This is a genomic window from Streptomyces sp. NPDC048361 (assembly GCF_040651795.1).
In the GTDB taxonomy this organism is placed as follows: Bacteria; Actinomycetota; Actinomycetes; order Streptomycetales; family Streptomycetaceae; genus Streptomyces.
The window spans coordinates 58234-82564 of sequence record NZ_JBEZKW010000017.1; the positions used below are offsets into that span (position 1 = coordinate 58234).

20 protein-coding genes are annotated in these 24331 nt (G+C 70.8%); 9 read left to right on the plus strand and 11 right to left on the minus strand.

Going from position 1 to position 24331, the window contains the following annotated elements; all coding sequences use genetic code 11:
• Positions 1-337: 337 nt before the first annotated feature.
• Positions 338-754, minus strand: a complete 417-nt coding sequence (locus tag AB0D31_RS12685; RefSeq protein WP_362720915.1) for an SsgA family sporulation/cell division regulator — start codon at positions 752-754, stop codon at positions 338-340.
• A 396-nt stretch (positions 755-1150) separates the two neighbouring features.
• On the opposite strand from AB0D31_RS12685, the gene AB0D31_RS12690 reads away from it, so the two are divergent.
• Positions 1151-2224 (plus strand): oxidoreductase, encoded by a 1074-nt coding sequence (locus AB0D31_RS12690; protein ID WP_362720918.1) that lies wholly within the window; start codon positions 1151-1153, stop codon positions 2222-2224.
• On the opposite strand, the gene AB0D31_RS12695 is transcribed toward AB0D31_RS12690, so the two are convergent.
• On the minus strand, positions 2221-2520 hold the full coding sequence (locus tag AB0D31_RS12695; protein WP_362720920.1) for a YciI family protein: 300 nt from the start codon (positions 2518-2520) through the stop codon (positions 2221-2223). The two genes, AB0D31_RS12690 and AB0D31_RS12695, sit on opposite strands and share 4 nt — an antisense overlap.
• 126 nt (positions 2521-2646) lie before the next feature.
• Here AB0D31_RS12695 and AB0D31_RS12700 point away from each other — a divergent pair, with 126 nt between their 5' ends.
• Entirely contained in the window at positions 2647-3396 is a 750-nt protein-coding gene (locus AB0D31_RS12700; protein WP_362720923.1) for an endonuclease V, read from the plus strand.
• A 91-nt stretch (positions 3397-3487) separates the two neighbouring features.
• Here AB0D31_RS12700 and AB0D31_RS12705 read toward each other — a convergent pair whose 3' ends face one another.
• Positions 3488-4669 (minus strand): saccharopine dehydrogenase NADP-binding domain-containing protein, encoded by a 1182-nt coding sequence (locus tag AB0D31_RS12705; RefSeq protein ID WP_362720926.1) that lies wholly within the window; start codon positions 4667-4669, stop codon positions 3488-3490.
• Between the two features lie 349 nt (positions 4670-5018).
• On the opposite strand from AB0D31_RS12705, the gene AB0D31_RS12710 reads away from it, so the two are divergent.
• The 4 genes from AB0D31_RS12710 (at position 5019) to AB0D31_RS12725 (ending at position 10829) form a co-directional block, all read left to right on the plus strand.
• Positions 5019-6167: a CaiB/BaiF CoA-transferase family protein gene (locus tag AB0D31_RS12710; RefSeq protein WP_362720929.1), complete on the plus strand. Its 1149-nt coding sequence runs from the start codon at positions 5019-5021 to the stop codon at positions 6165-6167.
• 1 nt (position 6168) lies between these two features.
• Positions 6169-7311 carry an acyl-CoA dehydrogenase family protein gene (locus AB0D31_RS12715; protein ID WP_362720932.1) on the plus strand — a complete coding sequence of 381 codons (1143 nt, stop codon included), beginning with the start codon at positions 6169-6171 and terminating at the stop codon, positions 7309-7311.
• Positions 7312-7389: 78 nt separating this feature from the next.
• A complete protein-coding gene (locus AB0D31_RS12720) occupies positions 7390-8604 on the plus strand; it encodes an acetyl-CoA C-acetyltransferase (protein ID WP_362720934.1) in 1215 nt (404 codons plus the stop codon).
• Positions 8605-8648: 44 nt separating this feature from the next.
• A complete protein-coding gene (locus AB0D31_RS12725) occupies positions 8649-10829 on the plus strand; it encodes a 3-hydroxyacyl-CoA dehydrogenase NAD-binding domain-containing protein (protein ID WP_362720936.1) in 2181 nt (726 codons plus the stop codon).
• 81 nt (positions 10830-10910) lie between these two features.
• Here the strand turns inward: AB0D31_RS12725 and AB0D31_RS12730 are convergent, their stop codons facing one another.
• The 3 genes from AB0D31_RS12730 to AB0D31_RS12740 form a co-directional block, all read right to left on the minus strand.
• On the minus strand, positions 10911-11042 hold the full coding sequence (locus tag AB0D31_RS12730; protein ID WP_362720939.1) for a hypothetical protein: 132 nt from the start codon (positions 11040-11042) through the stop codon (positions 10911-10913).
• Between the two features lie 225 nt (positions 11043-11267).
• On the minus strand, positions 11268-12026 hold the full coding sequence (locus AB0D31_RS12735; RefSeq protein ID WP_362720941.1) for a MerR family transcriptional regulator: 759 nt from the start codon (positions 12024-12026) through the stop codon (positions 11268-11270).
• A 391-nt stretch (positions 12027-12417) separates the two neighbouring features.
• Positions 12418-13704: an MFS transporter gene (locus AB0D31_RS12740; RefSeq protein WP_362720944.1), complete on the minus strand. Its 1287-nt coding sequence runs from the start codon at positions 13702-13704 to the stop codon at positions 12418-12420.
• 89 nt (positions 13705-13793) lie between these two features.
• Here AB0D31_RS12740 and AB0D31_RS12745 point away from each other — a divergent pair, with 89 nt between their 5' ends.
• The gene (locus AB0D31_RS12745) at positions 13794-14774 is read left to right on the plus strand and encodes a winged helix-turn-helix domain-containing protein (protein WP_362720947.1); all 981 of its coding nucleotides are present in this window, start codon (positions 13794-13796) and stop codon (positions 14772-14774) included.
• 83 nt (positions 14775-14857) lie between these two features.
• On the opposite strand, the gene AB0D31_RS12750 is transcribed toward AB0D31_RS12745, so the two are convergent.
• The 3 genes from AB0D31_RS12750 to sph all read right to left on the minus strand — a co-directional run bounded on the left by AB0D31_RS12750 (position 14858) and on the right by sph (position 17571).
• Positions 14858-15016, minus strand: coding sequence for a hypothetical protein (locus AB0D31_RS12750; protein ID WP_362720950.1), 159 nt, complete (start codon positions 15014-15016; stop codon positions 14858-14860).
• Positions 15017-15210: 194 nt separating this feature from the next.
• Positions 15211-16395, minus strand: coding sequence for an alpha/beta hydrolase-fold protein (locus AB0D31_RS12755; protein ID WP_362720952.1), 1185 nt, complete (start codon positions 16393-16395; stop codon positions 15211-15213).
• Positions 16396-16581: 186 nt separating this feature from the next.
• Entirely contained in the window at positions 16582-17571 is a 990-nt protein-coding gene (gene sph / locus AB0D31_RS12760) for a sphingomyelin phosphodiesterase (RefSeq protein WP_362720954.1), read from the minus strand.
• A 545-nt stretch (positions 17572-18116) separates the two neighbouring features.
• On the opposite strand from sph, the gene AB0D31_RS12765 reads away from it, so the two are divergent.
• Positions 18117-18980: an oxygenase MpaB family protein gene (locus tag AB0D31_RS12765; protein WP_362720956.1), complete on the plus strand. Its 864-nt coding sequence runs from the start codon at positions 18117-18119 to the stop codon at positions 18978-18980.
• Positions 18981-19099: 119 nt separating this feature from the next.
• Here the strand turns inward: AB0D31_RS12765 and AB0D31_RS12770 are convergent, their stop codons facing one another.
• Entirely contained in the window at positions 19100-20125 is a 1026-nt protein-coding gene (locus AB0D31_RS12770) for a LacI family DNA-binding transcriptional regulator (RefSeq protein ID WP_362720959.1), read from the minus strand.
• A gap of 222 nt (positions 20126-20347) precedes the next feature.
• Positions 20348-21898 (minus strand): M1 family metallopeptidase, encoded by a 1551-nt coding sequence (locus tag AB0D31_RS12775; RefSeq protein ID WP_362720962.1) that lies wholly within the window; start codon positions 21896-21898, stop codon positions 20348-20350.
• 233 nt (positions 21899-22131) lie between these two features.
• Between AB0D31_RS12775 and AB0D31_RS12780 the strand changes: the two genes are divergently transcribed.
• On the plus strand, positions 22132-24171 hold the full coding sequence (locus AB0D31_RS12780) for a Xaa-Pro dipeptidyl-peptidase (RefSeq protein ID WP_362720965.1): 2040 nt from the start codon (positions 22132-22134) through the stop codon (positions 24169-24171).
• Positions 24172-24331 lie beyond the last annotated feature (160 nt).

The window sequence follows — 24331 nt, forward strand, 5'->3', positions numbered from 1 at the left end:
CAGGGCCTCAGACGAGCAACGTCCTACTCCATTCGACGACAACAGGGCCAGTCACGAAGGTACGCCTGTCGCTCGCGACCCCGCAAACCGATTAAGAGCAGGAGTGGGCGACAGTGCGGGCGCGCATGCAGAGGGGCGCGGGGCCGCGTTCAAAGGCGCGGACCTCGTCCGACGGACCGCGTTGAGCGGAGCGTGTTCAATGGCGCGGACCGCATGCAATGGTGCGCGGACGCGCTCACAAAGGACCGGGGGCGGGGCGCATATGGAAGGGCACCGCCGCGGTCGGACAGGAGCGGTGGCGGTGCGGGAGGGGCGCCGTCACAGCGGCGGGGGCGCGTCAGCAGGTGTCGCGCAGCAGCACGGCGAGGTCCCCGTCCAGATCGAGGTACTGGTACTCGCGGCCCACCGGGACCAGGTGCTCGGCACGCTGGAGGAAGCGGCGCACCTCCGAGGTGCGGATGTGGACCATGGCGACGCCTTCGGGGGCGTGGAATTCCAGGACGGTGCGGTCGTAGCCGTAGGGGCGCACCCGCACATCGCCCAACCCGGCGGGCGCGTCGATACCGGCTTCGAGCAGTTCGCGGGCGAACTCCCAGGAGACGTCGGTGCCTTCGAGGGTGGCCGGTGCAGGGAAGGCCATGTGCACGGCGAAGGGATCGTCGGGGTCGTAGCGCAGTGTCGCGGGCACGGTCTCCATGCGGGGTGCGGACGCGATCAGACGTACCTGGACCGGCTGCTCGATGACGGTGGACAAAGCCCTGCTCCCTCAGCCTCGGGGGTTCTCTCCTGCCGCCCGGAGAGACGTCGAAATTCAGCGTTCCGTGCACCGGAGGTTCACGTGACCTGCATCACTGACGACCATCGGCGCGTGGCGCCCGGGGCGGATCAGTCGTCATGGGGCTCGTTCCCGCTATCCCTGCGGCCACACCGGATCACCCCTGTCTCGTACGGCTCAATTCTTCCCCTGGCCGGCGTCGACCGGCGCGTCAATCACCGCCGTTGATCGCATTTGATCGTCGTCGAGCGCCGGCGGGGACGTGGGCGAGGTGGCGCTCGGCGTGACCTGCGTACGGCAGCTTGCCCGGGCGCCCGGGACCGGTGGCTTAGGCACTCTGGACGGGTGGGGTGGGCTCGGCTAGCTTCCGACGCCATGAGGTCCATGGGGAAAACGCGACGCATGCTGGCGGCGGGGCTCGGCGGGGTGGCGATGGTGGCGGCGCTGACGGTACCGGCCCAGGCGCACGGACACTCCACGCCCACGTGGCAGGTGAGGGACACCGGGAGCGATGCCCGTTTCCGCGGGCTCGCCGCGGTCGGCAGGTCGACCGCGTGGGTCGCCGGCACCAAGGGCACGGTCCTGCGGACCGCGGACGGCGGCCGTACGTGGCAGAACGTCTCGCCGCCCGGAGCGGGCGCTCTGGAGTTCCGGGACGTGGAGGCCTTCGACGGGCGGCGCGCCGTGGTGCTGGCGATCGGTGAGGGCGAGGCGTCCCGCGTCTATCGCACCGAGGACGGCGGAGCCAGCTGGAGTGAGTCGTTCCGCAACACCGACCCGAAGGCGTTCTACGACTGCCTGACGTTCTTCGACCCGCGCCACGGAGTGGCGATGAGCGATCCCGTCGACGGCAAGTACCGCATCCTGTCCACCGCGGACGGCGGCCGTTCCTGGACGGTCCTGCCCAGCGCGGGCATGCCGGCCGCGCAGCCGGGGGAGGCCGGGTTCGCCGCCAGCGGCCAGTGTCTGGTGGCCTCGGGGCCCAGGGACGTCTGGCTCGCCACGGGCGGTGGCGCGACCGGCCGGGTCCTGCACTCCGCCGACCGCGGGCTCACCTGGACGGCGGCCGAGTCGGGCATCCCGGCCGGCGACCCGGCCCGCGGGGTGTTCGGCCTCGCCTTCCGCGACCGTACGCACGGCATCGCGGTCGGCGGCGACTACCGCGCGGGGCAGCCGTCGCCGAAGGCCGCGTCGGTCACCGGCGACGGCGGCCGACGCTGGCGCGGAGCGACGACACCGGTGGCCGGCTACCGCTCGGGCGTCGCCTGGCTCGCGCACTCGCGCTCGGCCGCGCTCGCCGTGGGACCGACGGGCACCGACATCACCCGGGACGGTGGCCGCACCTGGCGGACCGTGGACACCGGCTCGTACGACACCGTCGACTGCGCCGCCGACGGGGCGTGCTGGGCCGCGGGGGAGCAGGGCCGGGTGGCGCGCCTGGCCGACTAGCTCGGCAACGTCTGCCGGTACGGCGCGAGTTGCGGCGCCACCATGGTCGCGAGGAACTCGGTGATCCGGTAGGTGCACGCGCCGTTGACCAGGAACGGGTCGCTCGCCACGAGCTGTTCCATCGCGGCGCGGTCGTCCCCGACGGCCAGGATGACTCCGCCGTCGCGGGGCTCCTTGCGACCGGATGCGATGAAGACGCCCGCGGCGTACTGCTCGTTCAGCCAGACGACGTGCTGGTCGAGCAGCGCGTCGACGTGGTCCAGCGGGACGGTGTATGTCAACTCGAGTACGAACATGATCGCCAGGCTACTCGGCGGCCTGTCGTGGTCCGAGGGTGCCCGCGAGTACGCAACGGCGCGGGGTGCCCGAAGCGACCCGGGGCCGCACATCCGCACCGTCGGCGGAGCGCCTAGGGTGGCGGCATGGAGATCATTACGGGGGTTCCGCGCGGCTGGCCGGGAGACGAGGCGGCCGCGCTCGCCGTCCAGGACGAGCTGCGCGGACAGGTCGTACGCGACGAGCCGGGGCCGCCACCGGGCAGCGGGCTCGTCACCGGGGTGGATGTGGCGTACGACGACGAACACGACCTCGTCGTCGCGGCCGCCGTGGTGCTCGACGCCGAGACCCTGGACGTGGTCGAAGAGGCCACCGCCGTCGGCCGGGTGGCCTTCCCCTACGTTCCCGGGCTGCTCGCCTTCCGTGAGATCCCCACCGTGCTCGCGGCCCTCGAACGGCTCGACTCCGGACCCGGGACGGTCGTTTGCGACGGTTACGGGCTCGCCCACCCGCGCCGGTTCGGCCTGGCGAGCCACCTCGGCGTCCTCACCGGGCTCCCCGTCATCGGCGTCGCGAAGAACCCGTTCACCTTCACCTACGAGCCGCCCGGGCCCCGCCGGGGCGACAGCTCGCCGCTCGTCGCCGACGATGGCGCGGAGGTCGGCCGCGCCCTGCGCACCCAGGACGCGACCAAGCCGGTCTTCGTCTCGGTCGGCCACCGCGTGAGCCTCGACGGCGCCGTCGCCCACACCCTCGCGCTCGCGCGGCGCTACCGGCTCCCCGAGACCACGCGGCACGCCGACTCGCTGTGCCGTCAAGCCCTCAAGGACGCCCAACGGGCCCTGCAACAAGCCCAGTCGGACTCGTCGGCCTCGTCGGACGCATCTGACTCGTGAGGCCCGGCGCGGTCGGCGCGCGTCCGGGACGCGGGCCCGGCGCGGTCAGCGCGTGTCCGCGACCCGGAACCGCATCCCGGGCCCGGCGCGGTCAGCGCGTGTCCGCGACCCGGAACCGCATCCCGGCGGCCCGCAGCCGCCCGGTGAGGGCCGGGCCCATCGCGGTCGCGGGCGTCAACTGGCCCGCACGCTCGGGGAGTTCGTCGAAGGCGAGGCAGAGCGCACCCTCGGCGAGGATCTTCGCCGTCTCGTCGTAGCCCGGGTCTCCTCCGGCCACCTCCGTGAAGACCCGGCGGCCGCCGCCCTCGCCGACGAAGCGCACCGTGAACCAGCTGCGCCGCCGGCGCGCCTCGTCCGGGCCCTGCCCCGCCTCGTAACGGCTCATCAACCATGCGCGGGCGGGCGGGAGTTGGGTGGCGACGGCGACGGCGCCCACCGCGGCGACCCCGCCGATGGCGACCGGAAGGTGCTTGACCGCGGCGAAGTGCCGGTAGCGGAAGTCCGGTCCGTACCGGTCGTCGGCCGCCGCCGAGCGGGCGATGACCTGAGGGTCGATGGTCGGCATGGGCAGCGCCCAGACACCGGTCTCCTTGCTGAAGTGGGGCGCGCCGAACTGGGCGCGGGCGCGCCGCCCCGCGAGCCGCGGCTCGTGCAGGCGCCGCTCGCGCGCGGCCCGCGCGGTCTGCGCGCCACGGCCGAGCGCGGTCAGCGCGGAGGCGAGCGTGCCGCCGGAGAAGGACGCGTTGGTCCGTACGAAGCCGTCGACGCGCAGCGGAACTCCGGTGGGGAGCTGGTCCACGGTGAACTGGACTCCGAGGTCGTGCGGCACCGAGTCGAAGCCGCAGGCGTGCACCAGACGGGCGCCCCGCTCACGGGCCCGCGCGTCGTGCCGGACGTACATCGTGTCGACGAACTCCGGTTCCCCAGTCAGATCTAGGTAGTCGGTGCCCGCCTCGGCACACGCCTCGACCAGGCCCTCGCCGTACCAGACGTAGGGGCCGACGGTGGTGGCGAGGACGCGCGTCGACTCGGCGAGCGCACGCAGCGAGCCGGTGCTGGTGGCGTCGGCGGTGACCAGCGGCAGCGTGGCGCAGGCGGGATTGAGCTCCGTGAGCCGTTCGCGCAGCCGCTCCAGCTTGGTGCGGTTGCGGCCGGCGATCGCCCATCGGCACTCGTCGGGCGCGTGGACCGCGAGGTACTGGGCGGTCAGCGCCCCCACGAAACCCGTCGCGCCGAACAGCACGATGTCGTATTGCCGCTTCGTGGGTTCCACCTGTGCCTCCGCACTTCTGCTGCCTGGTGACGCCGTCGGCCGATGCCGGGTTGTGAGGCTAGCGTGCGGCGCCCGGTCCAGGCACCCGGGCCTGCTCCCGCGGCGACCTTCGCACGAGGGGAGCGCCGGGCAGAACCGGCGTATCGGGGCAAGCGGCTCCGCACCCTCGGCCCGGCATGCTGAGCGGTTGCTCATGGGGGGTTGTGCGGAGTGGAACGTGTTCTTAGCATCGTTGGTGTTACATCAGTTGTGTCACAGTGCTGTGGATTTGGCGGCGACGAGGGAACGTGACGGCAGCGAGGGAACGTGACAGCGGCGATGGGGACTTGACGGCGGCGATGGGGACTTGATGGCAGCGACAGGAACCGGCCCGCTCACCGGGGTGCGTGTGGTCGAGCTGGCGGGCATCGGGCCCGGCCCGTTCGCCGCCATGCTCCTCGCCGACCTCGGCGCCGACGTGGTGCGCGTGGACCGGCCGGGCGGCGCGGGCCTCGGCGTCGACCCGGCGCACGACCTCACCAACCGCAACAAACGCTCCGTGCTCATCGACCTCAAAGCGCCCGGCGGCCCCGGCCTCGTCCTCGACCTCGTGGAGCGCGCCGACATCCTCATCGAGGGCTACCGGCCGGGCGTCGCCGAGCGGCTCGGGGTCGGTCCCGAGGAGTGCCTGGGCCGCAACCCCGGCCTCGTCTACGGCCGGATGACCGGCTGGGGCCAGGACGGGCCGCTCGCCCAGCGTGCCGGACACGACATCGCGTACATCGCGATCACCGGCACCCTCGGCATGATCGGCGCCGCCGACGGCGCGCCGGTCGTCCCGGCCAACCTCGTCGGCGACTACGCCGGAGGCTCGCTCTACCTCGTCATCGGTGTGCTCGCCGCGCTCCAGCACGCGCGGCGCGGGGGAGCGGGCCAGGTCGTCGACGCGGCGATCGTCGACGGCACCGCCCACCTCACCACGATGATCCACGCCATGCTGGCGGCCGGTGGCTGGCAGGACCGGCGCGGCGCCAACCTCCTCGACGGCGGCTGCCCCTTCTACGGCACGTACGAGACCTCCGACGGCCAGTACATGGCGGTCGGCGCCCTGGAGGAGCGGTTCTACGACGAGTTCGTCCGCGTCCTCGGCATCGACGACGAGGCACCCGCCCGCAAGGACCTCGCCCGCTGGGCCGAGCTGCGCACCACCATCGAGGAACGCTTCCGCACCAGGACCCGTGAGGAGTGGACCGCCGTCTTCGAGGGCTCGGACGCCTGTGTCGCGCCCGTGCTCTCCCTGAAGGAGGCCCCGCACCACCCCCATCTGGCGGCCCGCGCCACCTTCACCACCCACGACGGGGCCACCCAGCCCGCGCCCGCACCCCGCTTCTCCGCCACCCCCGGCTCCATCCGGCGGCCCCCCGCCCTGCCCGGCGCCCACACCGCCGACGTCGCCCGCGACTGGGACCTGCCGGCGCTCACGGCCGTCCCGGCACCAACTCCCGTACAGGAGGCTTGAGTTGAAACGGCAGATCTTCAGTGCCGAGCACGAGGCGTTCCGCGAGACCGTCCGCACCTTCCTCGCCAAGGAGGTCCTGCCGCACTACGAACAGTGGGAGAAGGACGGCATCGTCTCGCGCGAGGCGTGGCTCGCGGCGGGCCGGCAGGGGCTGCTCGGGCTCGCCGTGCCCGAGGAGTACGGGGGCGGCGGCCAGGCCGACTTCCGCTACAGCGCCGTCCTCGCCGAGGAGTTCACCCGCGCCGGGGCCGCCGGGCTCGCGCTCGGCCTGCACAACGACATCATCGGCCCGTATCTGACCGGGCTCGCCACCGAGGACCAGAAGCGCCGCTGGCTGCCCGGGTTCTGCGACGGCTCGCTGATCACCGCGATCGCCATGACGGAACCCGGGGCGGGCTCCGACCTCCAGGGCATCCGCACCACCGCCGAGGACCGGGGCGATCACTGGCTGCTCAACGGCTCCAAGACGTTCATCTCCAACGGCATCCTCGCCGACCTGGTCGTCGTGGTCGCCAAGACCACCCCCGACGGCGGCGCCAAGGGCCTCTCCCTCATCGTGGTGGAGCGCGGCGCCGAAGGGTTCGAACGCGGCCGCAACCTCGACAAGATCGGCCAGAAGTCGCAGGACACGGCCGAGCTGTTCTTCCATGACGTACGCGTCCCGAAGGACAATCTCCTCGGCGAACTCGACGGTGCCTTCATCCACCTCATGACCAACCTCGCCCAGGAGCGGATGGGCATCGCGGTCGCCGGAATCGCCGCGGCGGAACACCTCCTGGAGATCACCACGACCTACGTCAAGGAGCGCGAGGCCTTCGGCCGGCCGCTCTCCAAGCTTCAGCACATCCGGTTCGAGATCGCCGAGATGGCCACCGAGTGCGCCGTCACCCGGACCTTCCTCGACCGCTGCATCGTCGACCACTCCAACGGCGAGCTCGACGCCGTGCACGCCTCGATGGCCAAGTGGTGGGCGACCGAACTGCAAAAGCGCGTCGCCGACCGCTGTCTCCAACTCCACGGCGGCTACGGCTACATGACCGAGTACCGGGTCGCCAAAGCCTTCACGGACGGCCGCATCCAGACGATCTACGGCGGCACCACCGAGATCATGAAGGAAATCATCGGCCGTTCCCTGCTCGGCTGATCGCGCTCTCAGCCGTCCCCAAGCGCAGTCTCACGCGTTCCCGCCTCCCCGAACCACCCTCATCCGAAAGGCCCGACGTTGAGCACCGAAGCGTACGTATACGACGCGATCCGCACCCCGCGCGGCCGCGGCAAGGCCAACGGCGCCCTGCACGGCACCAAGCCGATCGACCTCGTCGTCGGCCTGATCCACGAACTGCGCACGCGCTTCCCGGGCCTCGACCCGGCCGCCATCGACGACATCGTGCTCGGCGTCGTCGGCCCCGTCGGCGACCAGGGCTCCGACATCGCCCGCATCGCGGCGATCGCCGCCGGACTGCCCGACACGGTGGCCGGCGTCCAGGAGAACCGCTTCTGTGCCTCCGGCCTCGAAGCCGTCAACCTGGCCGCCATGAAGATCCGTTCGGGATGGGAGGATCTGGTGCTCGCCGGCGGCGTCGAGTCGATGTCGCGCGTCCCGATGGCCTCCGACGGCGGCGCCTGGTTCGCCGACCCCATGACCAACTTCTCCACCAACTTCGTCCCCCAGGGCATCGGCGCCGACCTCATCGCCACCATGGGACGCTTCACCCGGCGCGACGTCGACGAGTACGCCGCGCTCTCCCAGGAGCGCGCCGCCGAGGCATGGAAAGACGGCCGCTTCGCCCGCTCCGTCGTCCCCGTCAAGGACCGCAACGGCCTCGTCGTGCTCGACCACGACGAGCACATGCGCCCCGGCACCACCGCCGACTCCCTCGCCGCTCTCAAGCCGTCGTTCGCCGGCATCGGCGACATGGGCGGCTTCGACGCCGTCGCGCTGCAGAAGTACCACTGGGTCGAGGAGATCGACCACGTCCACCACGCGGGCAACTCCTCCGGCATCGTGGACGGTTCGGCCCTCGTCGCCGTCGGCTCCCGCGAGGTCGGAGAGCGCTACGGCATGACACCGCGGGCACGCATCGTCTCCGCCGCGGTCTCCGGATCCGAGCCCACCATCATGCTGACGGGACCGGCGCCCGCCTCCCGCAAGGCGCTCGCCAAGGCCGGTCTGACCATCGACGACATCGACCTCGTCGAGATCAACGAGGCGTTCGCCGCAGTCGTGCTCCGCTTCGTCGACGACATGGGCCTCAGCCTCGACAAGGTCAACGTCAACGGCGGCGCCATCGCCATGGGCCACCCGCTCGGCGCGACCGGCGCGATGATCCTCGGCACCCTCGTCGACGAGCTGGAACGCCGCGACCTGCGCTATGGGCTCGCCACCCTCTGCGTCGGCGGCGGCATGGGCGTCGCCACCATCGTCGAGCGTGTCTGACCGCCCGTCCCGTCCCGGCACACCTCACACGGAGATCTGAAGCAATGACGAAGAGCACGACCATCCGCTGGGAACAGGACGAGACCGGCGTCGTCACCCTCGTACTCGACGACCCCGACCAGTCCGCCAACACGATGAACCAGGCCTTCAAGGACTCCATCGCGGCCATCGCGGACCGCGCGGAAGCCGAGAAGGACTCCATCCGCGGCATCATCTACACCTCCGCCAAGAAAACCTTCTTCGCGGGCGGCGACCTCAAGGACATGATCCAGGTCGGCCCCGACCTCGCCCAGCAGGCCTTCGACACCGGCACCGCCATCAAGAACTCGCTGCGCCGCATCGAAACCCTCGGCAAACCGGTCGTCGCCGCCATCAACGGCGCGGCCCTGGGCGGCGGTTACGAGATCGCTCTCGCCGCCCACCACCGCATCGCGCTCGACGCGCCCGGCTCCAAGATCGGCCTGCCCGAGGTCACGCTCGGTCTGCTCCCCGCGGGCGGCGGCGTGACCCGCACCGTACGCCTCATGGGCATCGCCGACGCCCTGCTCAAGGTGCTGCTCCAGGGCACCCAGTACTCCCCGCGGCGCGCCCTTGAGAACGCTCTCGTCCACGAGATCGCCGCCACGCCCGAGGAGATGATCGCCAAGGCACACGCGTTCATCGACGCCCACCCCGAGTCCCACCAGCCGTGGGACGTCAAGGGCTACAAGATCCCGGGCGGTACGCCGTCCAACCCCCGCTTCGCCGCCAACCTGCCGGCGTTCCCCGCCAACCTCAAGAAGCAGCTCCAGGGCGCGCCCTACCCGGCGCCGCGCAACATCCTGGCGGCGGCCGTCGAGGGCTCCCAGGTCGACTTCGAGAGCGCTCTCACCATCGAGGCCCGGTACTTCACCGAGCTGGTCACCGGGCAGACCTCGAAGAACATGATCCAGGCGTTCTTCTTCGACCTCCAGGCCGTCAACTCCGGCGTCAGCCGCCCCCAGGGCATCGAGCCGCGCCGAGTCCGCAAGGTCGCGGTCCTCGGCGCGGGCATGATGGGCGCGGGCATCGCGTACTCCTGTGCCCGGGCCGGCATCGAGGTCGTCCTCAAGGACGTGTCGCTCGAAGCGGCCCAGAAGGGCAAGGCGTACTCCGAGAAGCTGCTCGCGAAAGCGCTCTCACGGGGACGTACGACCGAGACCGAGCGGGACGCGCTGCTCGCCCGGATCACGCCGGCCGCCGACCCGCAGGCGCTGGCGGGCTGCGACGCCGTCATCGAGGCGGTCTTCGAGGACACCGCTCTCAAGCACAAGGTGTTCCAGGAGATCCAGGACATCGTCGAGCCCGACGCGCTGCTCTGCTCCAACACCTCGACGCTGCCGATCACCGGTCTCGCCGAAGGCGTCGCGCGGCAGGCGGACTTCATCGGGCTGCATTTCTTCTCGCCCGTCGACAAGATGCCGCTGGTGGAGATCATCAAGGGCGAGCGCACCGGCGACGAGGCCCTGGCCCGCGCCTTCGACCTCGTACGCCAGATCAAGAAGACGCCGATCGTCGTGAACGACTCGCGCGGGTTCTTCACCTCCCGGGTGATCGGCCAGTTCATCAACGAGGGCGTCGCGATGGTCGGCGAGGGCATCGAGCCCGCCTCCATCGAGCAGGCGGCGGGCCAGGCAGGCTACCCGGCCAAGGTCCTCTCCCTGATGGACGAGCTGACCCTGACGCTGCCCCGCAAGATCCGCAACGAGACGAAGCGGGCGGTCGAGGAGGCGGGCGGCGTCTGGCCCGGCCACCCCTCGGACGCGGTCATCGACCGTATGGTCGACGAGTTCGGCCGCACCGGACGCAGCGGCGGCGCCGGCTTCTACGACTACGGCGACGACGGTAAGCGGGGCAAGCTCTGGCCCGGTCTGCGCGAGCACTTCACGCGGGCGGGGGCGGAGCACGCGATCCCGTTCGAGGACATGAAGGAGCGGATGCTCTTCTCGGAGTCCCTGGACACGGTGCGGCTCTTCGAGGAGGGCGTCCTCACCTCGGTCGCCGACGCCAACATCGGCTCGATCATGGGCATCGGCTTCCCCGCCTGGACGGGCGGCGTCATCCAGTACATCAACGGGTACGAAGGCGGCCTGCCCGGCTTCGTGGCCCGCGCCCGCGAGCTGGCCGAACGCTACGGAGAGCGCTTCCAGCCGCCGGCGCTGCTGGTGGAGAAGGCGGAGCGGGGCGAAACGTTCGGCGACGCGTAGGCGCTCCGCGGGAGTTGGGGGGTGCGGTGGTCCGTGCTGGGCGCGGCGGAGGCGGCTGCGCGCAGTTCCCCGCGCCCCTGACTACTCGGTGCCGGGCGGCGTTGGTCTCTTCAGCTGGTCCGGCTGCGCGGTGCGGGGCGGTGTGGAGATCCTCAGCTCGTCCGGCTGCGTGGAGATCTTCAGCGTGTCCGGCTGCGTGGTGCCGGGCGGCATGCGGATCTTCAGCCCGTCCGGCGTTTGAGAGTAAGCGCCGTTCAGGTGTGACCGGGGTTTCGGGCGGGGCCCCAGGGGCCCGGTCTTCGGGTGCCCGCCGTGGGTGGCTGGACGCGCAGTTCCCCGCGCCCCTGGGGGCGCTCGGGGTGGAGTGGTTGCGGGCGTCTGGTGGCTTGCCGCGTCCCTGTGGGGCGCTCGGGGCGAGCGGTTGCGCGCGTGGTGGAGCTACTCGTCCGGGTGGTTGTCCTGGTGGGCCGCTGTGCCGAACGCGGCTCTCAGTTCTTCCTTGAGGGAGCGTTGGAACGCGGTCACCAGAGCCTGGAGCACCATCGGCTGCATATGGGCCGAGAGCGATTTCATCGCCTCGACGTGATCGGGGTCCGACTCCCGCTCGCGATAAGGGTTCCAGACCTCGTCACGGAAGAGCCGGGTCAGCTCGTGCGCGGCCGAGCGGGTGTGCTCCATCAGCACCGTACGGGCCGCCAGGATCGTCTCGTGCGCGATCGGCACGTCCAGGAGCTGAACACCCAGCGCGAGCAGCCCCGGGTCGACACGGAAGGTGTCGGCGGAGCCCGGGATCCGTTCCAGGACGTTCATCGCGGCGAGCCGGTCGATGTCGGTGGCGGACAGCGGCCGTCCGGCCCGCCGCTCCAGATCGGCGAGGCTCGCGTCGTCCGCCGTGTCGGGCGCCCAGGAGGCGACCACCGCCCGGTGAATGGCCAGGTCGTGGGCGCTCAGATCGGCCGGCAGCTGCTGGAGGTAGCGTTCGATGGCGGCCAGCGTCATCCCGTGGTGCTGCAACTCCTCGATCAGCGCGAGCCGGGACAGATGGGCCGGCCCGTAGTGCCCGACGCGGCGCGGTCCGATCACGGGCGGCGGCAGAAGCCCCCGGGTGCTGTAGAAGCGGATGGTGCGGACGGTGACACCGGCCCGCGCGGCCAGCTCGTCGACCGTGAGTGTCGGCTCCTCGGTCTCCGTCGCCATGGCAGTGCCTCGCTTCCCCGGTGTTCCCGGCCAACGGTGTTCCGGCCCACCCGTGCGCGGCCGATCCGGTGCAACAGTATTGCTGTCTCACCACCACTGCTCAAGGTGAGGCATTCCCGCCCGACGCGAAAGCCCGGCCGTTGTGACCGTTCGCGATAGGGCGGACGGTCGCGACAGTTGGCGAACCGGCATCAGCGAGCGATCAACTCGGCCAGAGTCACGAACAACTGCGGTGATCGGTGCCGACTGCAGGGAAGGCCGTGCTGCCCCGGATGGGTGCTCCGTACGACGTCTGTCATGCTTCTGCCGCCTCGCTCGCCAGAGGGCCGGACGTTCCACTCGTGGGAGAGACGGCATCAGCAGCGACGCTCCGGGAACAGCTGAGAACTCCTTACACAATGAGCTCGGTACTGCTTGTCAGGTGGGGGGCGGGGAGTGGCGACGCGGCCGGGTGCCAGGTGAGAATCCAGCCGGCGGCAAGTACTACGGCGCCGCCTGCCAGGGCGATTGCGCCGCCTGTTCCCATGCCTGCGGTCAACGCGCCCAAGCAAACCGGTCCGACGCCCTGTAGCGTCATGCCGCCGGAGCCGAGCAAGCCGAAGGCCTGACCTTGGCCGTCCTGCGGCAGGGCGTCCAGGAACGGGCGTTGCAGGCCGAGACCGTAGGCGTATCCGAGGCCGCTGAGCAACAGCAGACAGGACGAGACGCCGACCCCGGGCTCGGCAGCAAAGCCGATCAGAGGCAGCCCCGCCAGCGCAACCAACGGGACTACCAGTCGCTCCCGGGTGCGTGGCCGTAGCAGTCGACCTACCAGCAGATCACCGACAAGCATGCCGACCGGAAGACAGCCCATCAGCGCCGCGTACCAGCCGGGCGCGAATTGGTGTTCTCCCGCGTAGGCAACGATGAGGCCTTCCGCGCCCGCTACGAGAGCGACGGGTAGCCACTGGGCCAGCATGAGTCGTCGCACTGTGCGTCCGCGCAGCAGCAGGCCTGCACCCTGCAGGCTTGCGCGGACGGCCCCGCTGTCGCCCCGAGCGCTGCCAGGTGTGCCGCCGAACTCTCCGGGCTGCAGCCGGGGTAGCCGGATGCGGATGGCGAGCGCGCAGCCGAGGTAGAGGGCGGCGCTTACCGCGAGTGCCCGGCGTGGGCCGAGTGCCGCGACGGCCGCACCTCCCAGCGCCAGCCCGCACAGTTGCGCGCCGGCGCCGGCGATGTTGTTCAGTGACCGGCCCAGTACGTAGGCATCGCCCTCCAGCGACTGAGCGACCAGCCGACTTGACGCGCCGTGGAACACCGGTGTGGCGAGAGAGACCAGCGCCACGACACCGAGGCTTGCCGCGCTCGGCATCCGCACCAGTGCGAGCAGCAGGGCGGTGGCGCACGTCAAGGCGTACCCGCCGGTGATGAGCGCGCGGGGCGGCAGTCGGTCGGCCAGTGAGCCCAGCAGCAGGGAGCCGAACAGCTGCGGGATGAAGCCGATGCCGAAGGCCAGTGCGCTCAGCAGCGCGGAGCCGGTGGCCGAGAAGACCAGCACCGAGAACGTGGTGATTCGCAGCGCGTCCGCAGTGATCGCGACGGTGCGGGTTGAGAAGAGCAGCCGGAAACGCGGCTCGGCCAGCACCTCCCGGTAAGTGGCCCGGTGGTTGTCCTGTGCGGGCTCGGTGGTTGCGGTCATGACGCGCAGCCTCGCCGTGCGCCCACACCACTCACCAATGATTCGTCGCTGGACGAATCAAGGCAGACGTCCGGCGTTAACATGGCCGGGTGTTGCGCTTCGAAGTCTCCGTCGATGACCTGCTGCGCAGCCGCTTCGCACTGTCGCCCGCGATGGACCTGTGCTTCCTGCTGGCCTCGCTCGCCGGCCGAGACAGGCCGCTGCCGCGAGCCACGGCCACCCGGCTCCTGCCGGCCTTTGAACGGCTTCGCCGCGAGAGCGAACTGGACGCCGCCCTCGCCCTGCACAGCTCGCACGGCGGACCGAACTTCGTCGCTCCGCCCCCGCGCGGCCTCAACCAGTCCTGGGCGGACGACCTGGCCGTGATCCGGGCCACACCGCTGGAAGCGGCCCGCCGCGAATTTGCCACCACCGCGCTCGGCCCGTCCGCCCGCGATCCCCACGTGCGCGCGGTGCTGGACTCGACGGACGCCGTCTCCAGGATCGCGGAGGCGATGGACCGGGCATGGCACGAACTGCTTGCCCCGGACTGGCCGCAATTGCGCGCGATCTGTGAGCGTGACGTCGTGCACCGGGTGGGGGTGATCGGCGAACACGGATGGATCACGGCCATCAAGGGCCTGCACCCGAGCATCACCTGGCAAGCCGGCGGCATCGAGATCGGGCACTTCCCCCAGGTCGGAACAGTGCGCCTGGCCGGCGACGGGCTCCTGCTGATCCCTTCAGTCTTTGTCAGGAATATTGCCGCCCACACGGAAGACCCATGGCCCCGGACTCTGATCTATGGCGCCCGCGGCACCGCCGCCCTGTGGGGCGAACAGGAGACCACCCCCCAACTTGACGCGCTGCCCGCCCTGGTAGGCCGGGCCCGAGCTCGGCTGCTGTTGGCGCTGGACGCCCCGGCCAGTACCAGCCACCTCGCCCGAAGCCTCGCCATGGCGCCCGGTGCGGTAGGGGACCACCTCGCCATCCTGCGAGGCGCGGGACTGCTCGTCCGCGCCAGGTCCGGACGGTCGGTGCTCTACCGGCGTACCCCGCTCGGCGAGGCACTGGTGGCCGGCACGGGCTGAGGGCCGATCAGTAATGCTTTTTTCGCACGGGGGTTGGCGGAAGGGCCGGCTCGGGTGCGGCCTGGGTGGAACTCAGGGGTGGGTCAGGTGCAGGAGGAGAACGACGGGCTGGTGTTCGCGATGTACATCGTCGCGCCGCCGCTGGGGTCGTCCTTCAGAGGAACGGTGACGGTGTCCTCGGCGGTCCAGGGAAAGCCGTGGGTGTCGAACGTCCACGTACCGGTGACCTTCCTGGCCAGCACCGACAGCGTCTGTCGCCGATCGTATTGGACCAGCCGGTCTGGTTGGTCACAGAGAAGGCCTGCGCACCCAGCCGTAGTTCTTGGCCGGAACGGGCACCGTGACGCTGTTGTTGACACTGGTCGAACCGCTCCAGGTGCTGGAGAAAGAGGGCTTTTGGTGCCGTGTCTCAGCGAGTGGTTCTCTTGCGCGTGGCTCAGCGAGTGGCGGCGGCGAACGCCGCTTCGAGGCGGGGCACGTAGTCCACGAGGTCCTGGGCCCAGCAACCGCTCTCATGGCCGCCGTGGCAGGCGGCGCCCCAGGTGGATCCGTTGCCGTAATCGACGTAGTCGTACGGCAGTTTGAGTGCGTCCAGATGGTCCTTGGCATGCTGGGCGGCCGACTCGACCCAGAACTCCATGGCGGAGGGGTCGCTGTTGCCGTTGCCCGTGTAGATCGCGATGCCCGTTCCGGCCAGCGCGGCCATGTGGGCGGAGGGGTCCGCCTCGTTCCAGCGCCAGTCGGCGTCGAACACCGGGTAGGGCGTGCCGAAGATGGCATCGCTCGACACCGTGGGGCCGAAGGTGAGGGAACAGGAGGCGTTGACGGCGTTGACGGCGTTGACGGCGTTGGCGGCGGTGCCCGTGTCCGCAGCGTTGACGGTGGTGGCAGCGTTGCCGCATAGCGGGGCGCCGGCATTGGTGAGGGTGGCCACCACGGCTCCACGCATCACCATGTGGTCCACCGACAGGTCGTCGGCGCCGGAGAAGGTGGCGACCTGACCGAACAGATCGGGATGCCGCTGGGCGTAGTGCAGGGCGCCGAAGCCGCCCATGGAGAGCCCGCCGACGGCGCGGGTCTGCCTGCTCGCCAGGGTGCGCAGGTTGGCGTCGATGAACGGGATCACCTGGTTGATGTGGAAGTTCTCCCAGTTCTGCGCCCCGGCGGCGGTGTTCTGGTCGAGCCAGTTGGTGTACCAGCCCCTGAGCCCGCCGTCAGGAATGACCGTGATCATCGCAGTGGACCGGGTGAGGGCGGGATAGGCCACAAAGGGATTGGCCGGGTCGTCGGACGCGCCGTGCAGGAAGTAGAACACCGGATACCGCTGGGTGGGCTCGTCGGCGTAGCCGGCGGGCAGCAGAATCCGGATGTGGTGCTCCTGTGCCACCTCGGCCGTCTTGACCGTGATGACGAAGTTGGTCGCGCTCCCGGTCGCGGTACCGACCTGGGTCAGGCCGAACCCGTCGGCAAGGACCGGGGGCGCGGGGGCGGGGGCGGCGGTGTGTGCGGCGTGCGCCGCGGGCGCGCCGAGCAGGAGGAGGGCGCTTGCGGCCGCGGCCAGCACGGCCTTGACGCGCAGCAGCCCGCGCCGGGCTCCGCAGGGGTCCCGGTCGGCCTTCACCAGGTACCCCCGCCGGTCCGTATTCGATGAACGTAGAGCTTCACTGGACGCCTCCCCCGTACAACCGCCGACTGGTAGCGGCCGGCCACGCGTGAAGAGAACGCGGGGCGGCCTGTCGCGCACGATAGCCAGATCTAGAACACGTTTCTGAAAGCAGGTTCTGATCCGGCCATAGGTGCTCCGCCCTTACGGGGTCCGTCCCGCCTGGAGGGGGTAGTGGTCGCTGAGGTTGGTGTAGGTGTAATCGGTGCCCCAACTGCTCACCGTCCAGGGCGCGGTGGACTCCTGCACCACGTCGTTGTTCCAGTCGGACGGGCGGGCGTGGCCCGCGACGTGGAGTACGTAGTCCAGGTCCTCGCTCGGGTCCGTGGGGTAGCGGAAGCGTGCGATCGAGTTCTCGGCGGTGTCGAAGGAGTAGGCGTGGCCGGTGCGCGAGTCCGCGCCGACCAGGTTGCCGTTGGCGAGCATGGAGGCGTACTCGGAACCGTGGGAATCGACGTTGAAGTCGCCCGCGACCATGACTTCTTCGCTCGCTGGGATGTGCTTGGCGTCGAGGAACGACTTGATCGCCTTGAACTGCAGGGCGCGGTCCTTGACCGCCTCACCCGAGCCGCATCCCGAGTCCGTCGACTGGGTGTGGGTGCCGACGACGTGGACCTTGGTGCCGTTCACGTCCAACACGGCGTAGATGAAGCCCTTGTTGGACCACCAGTCGGAGCCGCAGGCATCCTTGTAGATGAACTGCTCCTTGTGCAGGATCGGCCACTTGCTGAGGAGGGTGACGCCGCCGTCCTCGGGCGTGGTCGAGGAGTACGAGCCGCCGGTGGCGTCCCAGCCGTCCTTGCTCCGGCCGACGACGGGCGTCTGGTACGGGTACTGGGCCGAGGCGTTCCGCTTCAGCGCGTCCGAGGCGGAGTTGTCGAACGCCTCCTGCAGCACCACGACGTCGTTGCCCTGGAAGAACGGCGCTGCGGGGATCGCCTGGGCCCGGTGGTCCTGGCCCCAGTTCGGATAGAGGCTCTGGCTCATTAGGAACGTGTTGTACGTCAGCACCTTGAGGTGGGGAGGTGCGGTCGCCGCCGCCGCGGTGGCGGGCGTGGCCGTCAGGGCGGTGACGGTGGCGAGCGCGGCGGCGAGTGCTGCCCCGGGGACCCGGCGGAGCGAGGATTGCGGCACGTGAACTCCTGTGGCTGGCGTGGGGATTGGACCGGCGCGCACATCAAAGCAGCTGCGGTTACCTAGAGGTAACCTCCCTGCGTCCACAGACTTTCCCCTGTCGTACGATCAGGAGTACGAAGGCTCCGGCGGGGCTCCTGGGGCTCCGCCCCACACCCCGTTCGCGCCTGAACGGCGCTCGTCCTCAAACGCCGGACGGGCCGGCTATGCGGATGCGGGCCGGCGCCGACCCCGCCAGGGGCGCGGGGAACTGCGCGAGAACGGCCGCCCGGCAGACGCGCGAGGTCGGAGGGGGACGGCCCCCTGTGCACCCGGCATACCCTGCGCACCCGGCCCCCTGTGCACCCGGCATACCCTGCGCACCCGGCCCCCTGTGCACCCGGCATACCCTGCGCACCCGGCACCCGGCACCCGGCACCCGGCACCAGCGCACCCGGCACCCGGCACCAGCGCACCCGGCACCCCGCGCCGCTCACCGACCGCATACTGGAATCCCTGGAAACAGGGCATCAGCACCCGATCCGCCAGCCCCAGGGAGCCCAGCGATGAGTCGTCGCGACGCCGCGCCCGCGCCGCCACCTCCCGGGGGCGTGCTGTGGAGTCTCGCCGGAGACATCAGGATGCTTCTCGCGCTGCCCGCCGCGCTCACCTTGCAGGTCGCGCATCCCGCGGTCGGTGCCGGCGTGGACGAACACTCGGTGTTCCGTACCGATCCCTGGGGGCGCGGAGAGCGGTCTCTCCGGTCCCTCCAGCTCTGGGTCTACGGCGGCGACCAGGCCGCGGAGGAGGGGCGCCGGCTCAGGGAACTCCACAAGATGATCCAGGGCACGGACGCCACCGGGCGGCGCTACCACGCGTTGACCCCCGCCTACTACGCGTGGGTGCACGCGACCGGCTACCCCGTCTACGCCCATGCCCAGCAGTACATCGGTCGGCGGCCCTTCACCGACGCCGAGCACCGCACGCTGTATGCCGAGTGGCTGCAGGTCGGCCGGATCCTGGGCGTCCACGACCGGGACATGCCGGGAACGATCGAGGAGTTCTGGCCCTACTACCGCAAGGTCCTCGCGGACGAGATCCGGTCCAACGCCGTGGTGGAGGAGCTCCTGGCCGTCGACGTCGCCGTTCCGGCGCCCGACCGCGGGCCGTTGCCGCTGCGGCTGCTCCTGAAAGCGCTCTGGCCCGTACTGCTGCCGCCCTTCGCGCGCTTCCGCCGATTCGTCACCATCGGTTTCATGCCGCCGGACGCGCGCGAGGCGATCGGCCTGGAGTGGACGGACGAGCAGGAGCGGAAGCTGCGCCGCCTGGGCCGGGTGGTCCGCCTGGTCGGGCCCGTACTGCCGGAGCGGCTGCGCTACCTGCCGCTCGCGCGCCGGGCGCGAGCCGAGTTCAGGCGCTCGGCGCGGTAGTCGGAGGTCGTTTGCCCGCTGGGCGCGAGCAGGGTTCAGGCGCGCGCTCGGCGCGGTGGCCGGGAGCGCTCTCGGCGGCTCCTCCGGACTCGGCGCGCCCTGCCGGCCTCCAGCGGGGCTCAGGCCGACGCGCGTCGGACCAGTGCCGTGGGGGTGATCACCGAGGCGGGCGGGGCCACTTCGGCGCCGCCCTGGTCGAGTCCGCGCAGCAGCAGCCGTGCCATCAGGCGGCCCATCTCCTCGATCTCCTGACGTACGGTCGTCAGCGGTGGGTCGGTGGCCTCGGCGACCGATGCCATGTCGTCGAAGCCGACCAGTGCGACGTCGTGCGGCACGCGTCTGCCGCTTTCCCGCAGCACCCGCAGCGCACCCGAGGCCATCAGGTCGTTGGCCGCGAACACGGCGTCCAAGTCGGGCCGCCGCAGCAGCAGTCGGGTCATCGCCGCCGCCCCGCTCTCGGAGGTGAAGGCGCCCTCGGCGACCAGTGACGGATCCGCTTCGGGGAGCATGTCGCGGTATCCGGCGAGTCGGTCCGTCGAAGCGGTCTGGTCCAGCGGGCCCGCGATGTGCGCGATGTGCTTGCGGCCGATGGAGAGAAGATGGCGTACGGCCTCGCGCGCGCCGCCCCGGTTGTCGGCGTCGACGTAGGGAACCTTCGTGGGGAAGCCCGGCCGGCCGCCGAAGACCGTGAGGACGCCCGCTCCGCGGGTGATTCCGGGCAGCGGGTCGTCGTCGTGCAGTGAGAAGGCGAGCGCCCCGTCGACATGGCCGCCCGCGAGATAGCGCGACACCCTGCCGTAGTCGTCCGCGTCCTCGACGAGCAGCAGCACCAACTGGGTGTCGTGGGCGGTGAGTTCCTTGCCGATGCCGCGGATCTGCTGGGAGAAGAACGGGTCGGAGAAGAACCGCGTCTCCGGCTCGGCGACGATCACCGCGACCGCGCCGGTCCGCCGGGTGACCAGGGAGCGGGCCGCCGGATTGGGGATGTAGCCCAGCTCTTCGACGGCTTGGCGCACCTTGTCGACGAGGGGCGGGCGTACCCCCGTACCACCGTTGACGACGCGGGATGCGGTGGCCCGGGAGACGCCCGCGAGTGCCGCGACGGCTTCGAGCGTGGGGCGCGTCCCGAAGTACTGCTCGGTCACGGCGAGTTCTCCTCATCGGCGAGAGGTAGCGGAGCGACGGCGGCGCCCGGTGGTGCGACGCGGCGTGTGCGACTTGTGGCCGCGCACGCCAACGCCCGCTGAGCGGCACCGCGTCGCCCGGCAGCGTATCGGGTACGGATTCGCCGCCGAGAGCGCTCTCTCGCCCCGTCATCCCCCCACCATCGCCCCGCCGCTGCCCCGCCGTCGAGTTCGCCCCCGGCCTCAGCGCTGAGCGCCCCCCGCATGCGACTCCACGATTTTCTTCCACGACTTCGGTTCGACCGGTGTCACGGACCCGCCTGGGTTGACCGGCTGCGCCGACGGTGCGGTCGGTGCCTTCGTGACCCCGGCACGGGCGCCCAACCGGGCTTTTGCCGCAGCCGAGTTGGATGGCTTGCCGGGCTGGAAGAGCCAGGTGTCGAAGAGCTCCGCGAGCGGCTTGCCCGAGACCTTCTCGGCGTACTTGACGAAGTCGCCGACGGCCGCGTTGCCGTAGGCGTGCTCGGCCGGCCACCCCTTGAGGATCGTGAAGAACGACGCGTCGCCGACCGTGTTGCGCAACGCCTGGATGGCGAGCGCACCCCGGTCGTAGACCGCCCCGTCGAACTGGTTGTCCGGGCCCGGGTCACCCGGCTTGACCTGCCAGAAGGGGTCGTCCGCGGGGTGCTGGGAGTAGACCCAGTCCGCGAGCTCCTGCGCGGTGCCGTCGCCCTCCTTCTCCGACCACAGCCACTGGGCATAGGACGCGAAGCCCTCGTTGTCCCAGATGTCCTTCCAGCCCTTGACGGAGACGCTGTCGCCGTACCACTGGTGCGCCAGCTCGTGCACGACCACCGAGACGTTGGCGCCCTTGGCGAACTGGACGGGGCTGTAGAACGGACGGGTCTGCGTTTCGAGCGCGAAGTGGCTCGGCACGTTGGGGGCGTACCCGCCGACCGCATTGAAGGGGTACGGCCCGAAAACGCTCTCAAGCCACTCCGTCACGTCCTTGGTGCGCTCGATGCTGGCGCGCACGGCGCCGTCGTTGTCGCCGAGGTCCTTGCTGTACGCGTTGATGACCGGGAGGCCGCTCGCGGTCTTGTCGGTGGTGATGTCGAACTTGCCCACCGCGAGCGTGGCCAGGTAGGAGGCCTGCGGTTTGTTGGAGCGCCAGTTGTACGTCGTCCAGCCGATCTTCGAACTCTGGCCCTGCAGCACGCCGTTGCTGATGGCCTGGGTGCCGTCGGGCACCTTCACCGACACGTCGTACGTGGCCTTGTCCAGCGGGTGGTCGTTGGACGGGAACCACCACACGGCCGAGTCGGGCTCCTGTGCCGCCACGCCGCCGTCCGGCGTGCGCTGCCACGCCGTCCAGCCGTCGACCTTCAACTCCGACGGCTTGCCCGCGTACTTCACCACCACGGTGATGGACTTCCCCTTGGGCAACGGTGTCGCCGGGGTGATCTCCAGCTCGTGGCTGCCGGACGTGGTGAACGTCGCCTTCGTACCGTTGACCCGTACCTCGCTGACGGCGAGACCGAAGTCCAGATTGAAGCGGGAGAGATCCTGCTTGGTGGTGGCCAGCAGGGTGGCCGTGCCCTCCAACAGGTCGGTGGCGGGCTGGTACTTGAGTTTCAGGTCGTAGTGCGAGACGTCGTAGCCGCCGTTGCCGCTGGCCGGGTAGTAGGGGTCGCCGATGCCCGGGGCGCCCGGAGTGAAGTCCGCGGCCGACGCCGGGATCACCAGCAGCAGGGAGGCGGCGAGCACGCTCGGGGCGATGATTTTGCGGTGCACAAAAGCTCCAAGTCGTCAGTGTCGTCGTGGGGTGCACGAGGGTGAACGATCTCTTCGGACCTTATTCAGCCCGTGCCGCCCCGGTCATGTCCATGGCCCCTGCTGTCACACGATCGCCATTCGGCCGACATCCTCGACCAGCGCCGTCCCGCCCGCTCCGGGCCGCTTCGCGGCCCTCGACCGCCCTCTACTGCCCCCTTTTGCGCGGGAGTTGACCGGAGTACCTTCCGCCCATGCCGATACGCGCGCGGTTCACCCGCCCCAGGTCCAGATCGTCGAGGTCATCCCGGTTCCGCGGGACGCACAGTCCCGGCAGGCCGTTGAGAGCCCTCGTCCTCGCGGCCGTGGCCGCGCTGGCGGCGGTGCTCCTCGCGCCCACGGGAGCCCAGGCCGCCCGCGCCAAGGAGAGCCAACCCGTCTATTCGTACGAGAACGCGATCCGCGAGGCGGTCTGGGTCGACACCGGTCTGGACGCCGACGGGGACGGCAGGGACGACCGAGTCGCGGTCGACATCGTCCGCCCGCGCGGGCCCGCCCAACAGGGCCGCAAGGTACCGGTCATCATGGACGCGAGCCCCTACTACTCCTGCTGCGGGCGCGGCAACGAGAGCCAGCTCAAGACCTACGACGCCAACGGCGACGTCGTGCAGATGCCGCTGTTCTACGACAACTACTTCGTGCCGCGCGGCTACGCCTTCGTCGGCGTGGACCTGGCCGGAACCAACCGCTCGGACGGCTGTGTCGACGTCGGCGGGCGCTCCGACATCCTGTCCGCCAAGGCGGTCGTCGACTGGCTGAACGGCCGGGCCCGCGCCTACACGACCCGTACGGGCGGCGTGCGCGCCACAGCCGGCTGGACCAACGGCCGCACCGGCATGATCGGCAAGAGCTGGGACGGCACCATCGCCAACGGTGTCGCCGCGACCGGCGTCGAGGGCCTCAAGACCATCGTGCCGATCAGCTCGATCTCCTCCTGGTACGACTACTACTTCGCCCAGGGTGCCCCGCTGTACGACGGCGGCCCCGCCGACCTGGCGGACGCCGTGGAGAGCCCGGACGCGCAGGCGCACTGCGCCGCGGTCCAGCAGAAGATCATCGCCGGCTCGCCCCGCAGCGGCGACTGGACCAAGCTGTGGACCGACCGGGACTACGTGCTGCGCGCCGACCACGTCAAGGCCAGCGTCTTCGTCGTCCACGGCATGCAGGACCTCAACGTCCGCACCAAGAACTTCGGCCAGTGGTGGGACGCGCTCGCCGCGAACGGGGTCGAGCGGAAGATCTGGCTGTCGCAGACCGGTCACGTCGACCCGTTCGACTACCGGCGCGCCGACTGGGTGCCGGTGCTCCACCAGTGGTTCGACCACTACCTGCTCGGCTACGACAACGGCGTCGAGCGGCAGCCGATGGCCGACATCGAGCGCCACCCCGACCAGTGGACAACCGACCGGGTGTGGCCCCCGTCGGGCACCGCGGCGACCACCGTGCATCCCGTCAACGGCCCCGTTGCGGGCGTCGGAGCACTCTCGCTCGGCCGGGCCCCGGCGGCGCAGACCGCCTCCTTCACCGACAACCCCGCGCTCGACGAGACAGGTTGGGCCGCTGACATCGACAAGTCGACACCCGACAAGGCCGGTTTCACCACCAAGCCGCTCACCAGGGACCTGCGCGTGTCCGGGTCGTCCAAGGTGACCGTCACCGCGACACCGACCACGAGCAGCGCCCATCTCTCCGCGGTCCTCGTCGACCTCGGGCCCGACACGATCCGCAACTACGCGGGGCCGGGCGAAGGCATCCTCACCGGCACCGACCGCACCTGCTGGGGCGCGAGCACGGCCGGGGACAGCTCCTGCTATCTGACGACCTCCGCGGACAGGACCGCGGTCGGCTTCACCGTCTTCAGCCGCGGCTGGGCCGACCTCGGGACCTACGCGAACGCCCGCAAGGGAGTGCCGCTGACGCCCGGAAAGCCGTACACCATCACCCTGGACCTGGCCGCGACCGATCATGTCGTACCGGCCGGGCACCGGCTCGCGCTGATCGTCGCGGGCACCGACAACGGTCTCATCGACCCGCCGGCGAGCAGGCCCACGCTCACGCTCGACCTGGCGCACTCGGGGGCCCGGGTGCCGTTCGTCGGTGGCGCGGAGGCGTTCGCTTGGGCGACCTCGGGCGCGGGCTCGCGCGTGCCGGCCGACGCGCAGAGCCTGGTGGCGCCGAAGGGGGTGCCAGTGCCGCGGACGACTCAGCGGCTCCCCGGCGACATCGCGCCCTGACGGACCGGCCAGGACCGGCCAGGACGCCCTGACATACCGGCCAGGCCAGGACCGGTCGAGGCCGGCCGGGACCGGTCAGGCCAGGACCGGCCAGGACGCCCGACGGCGGCCGGGGTGACGGTGCGGACGCCGCCGTCACCCCGGCCGTGTCGTACGGGTG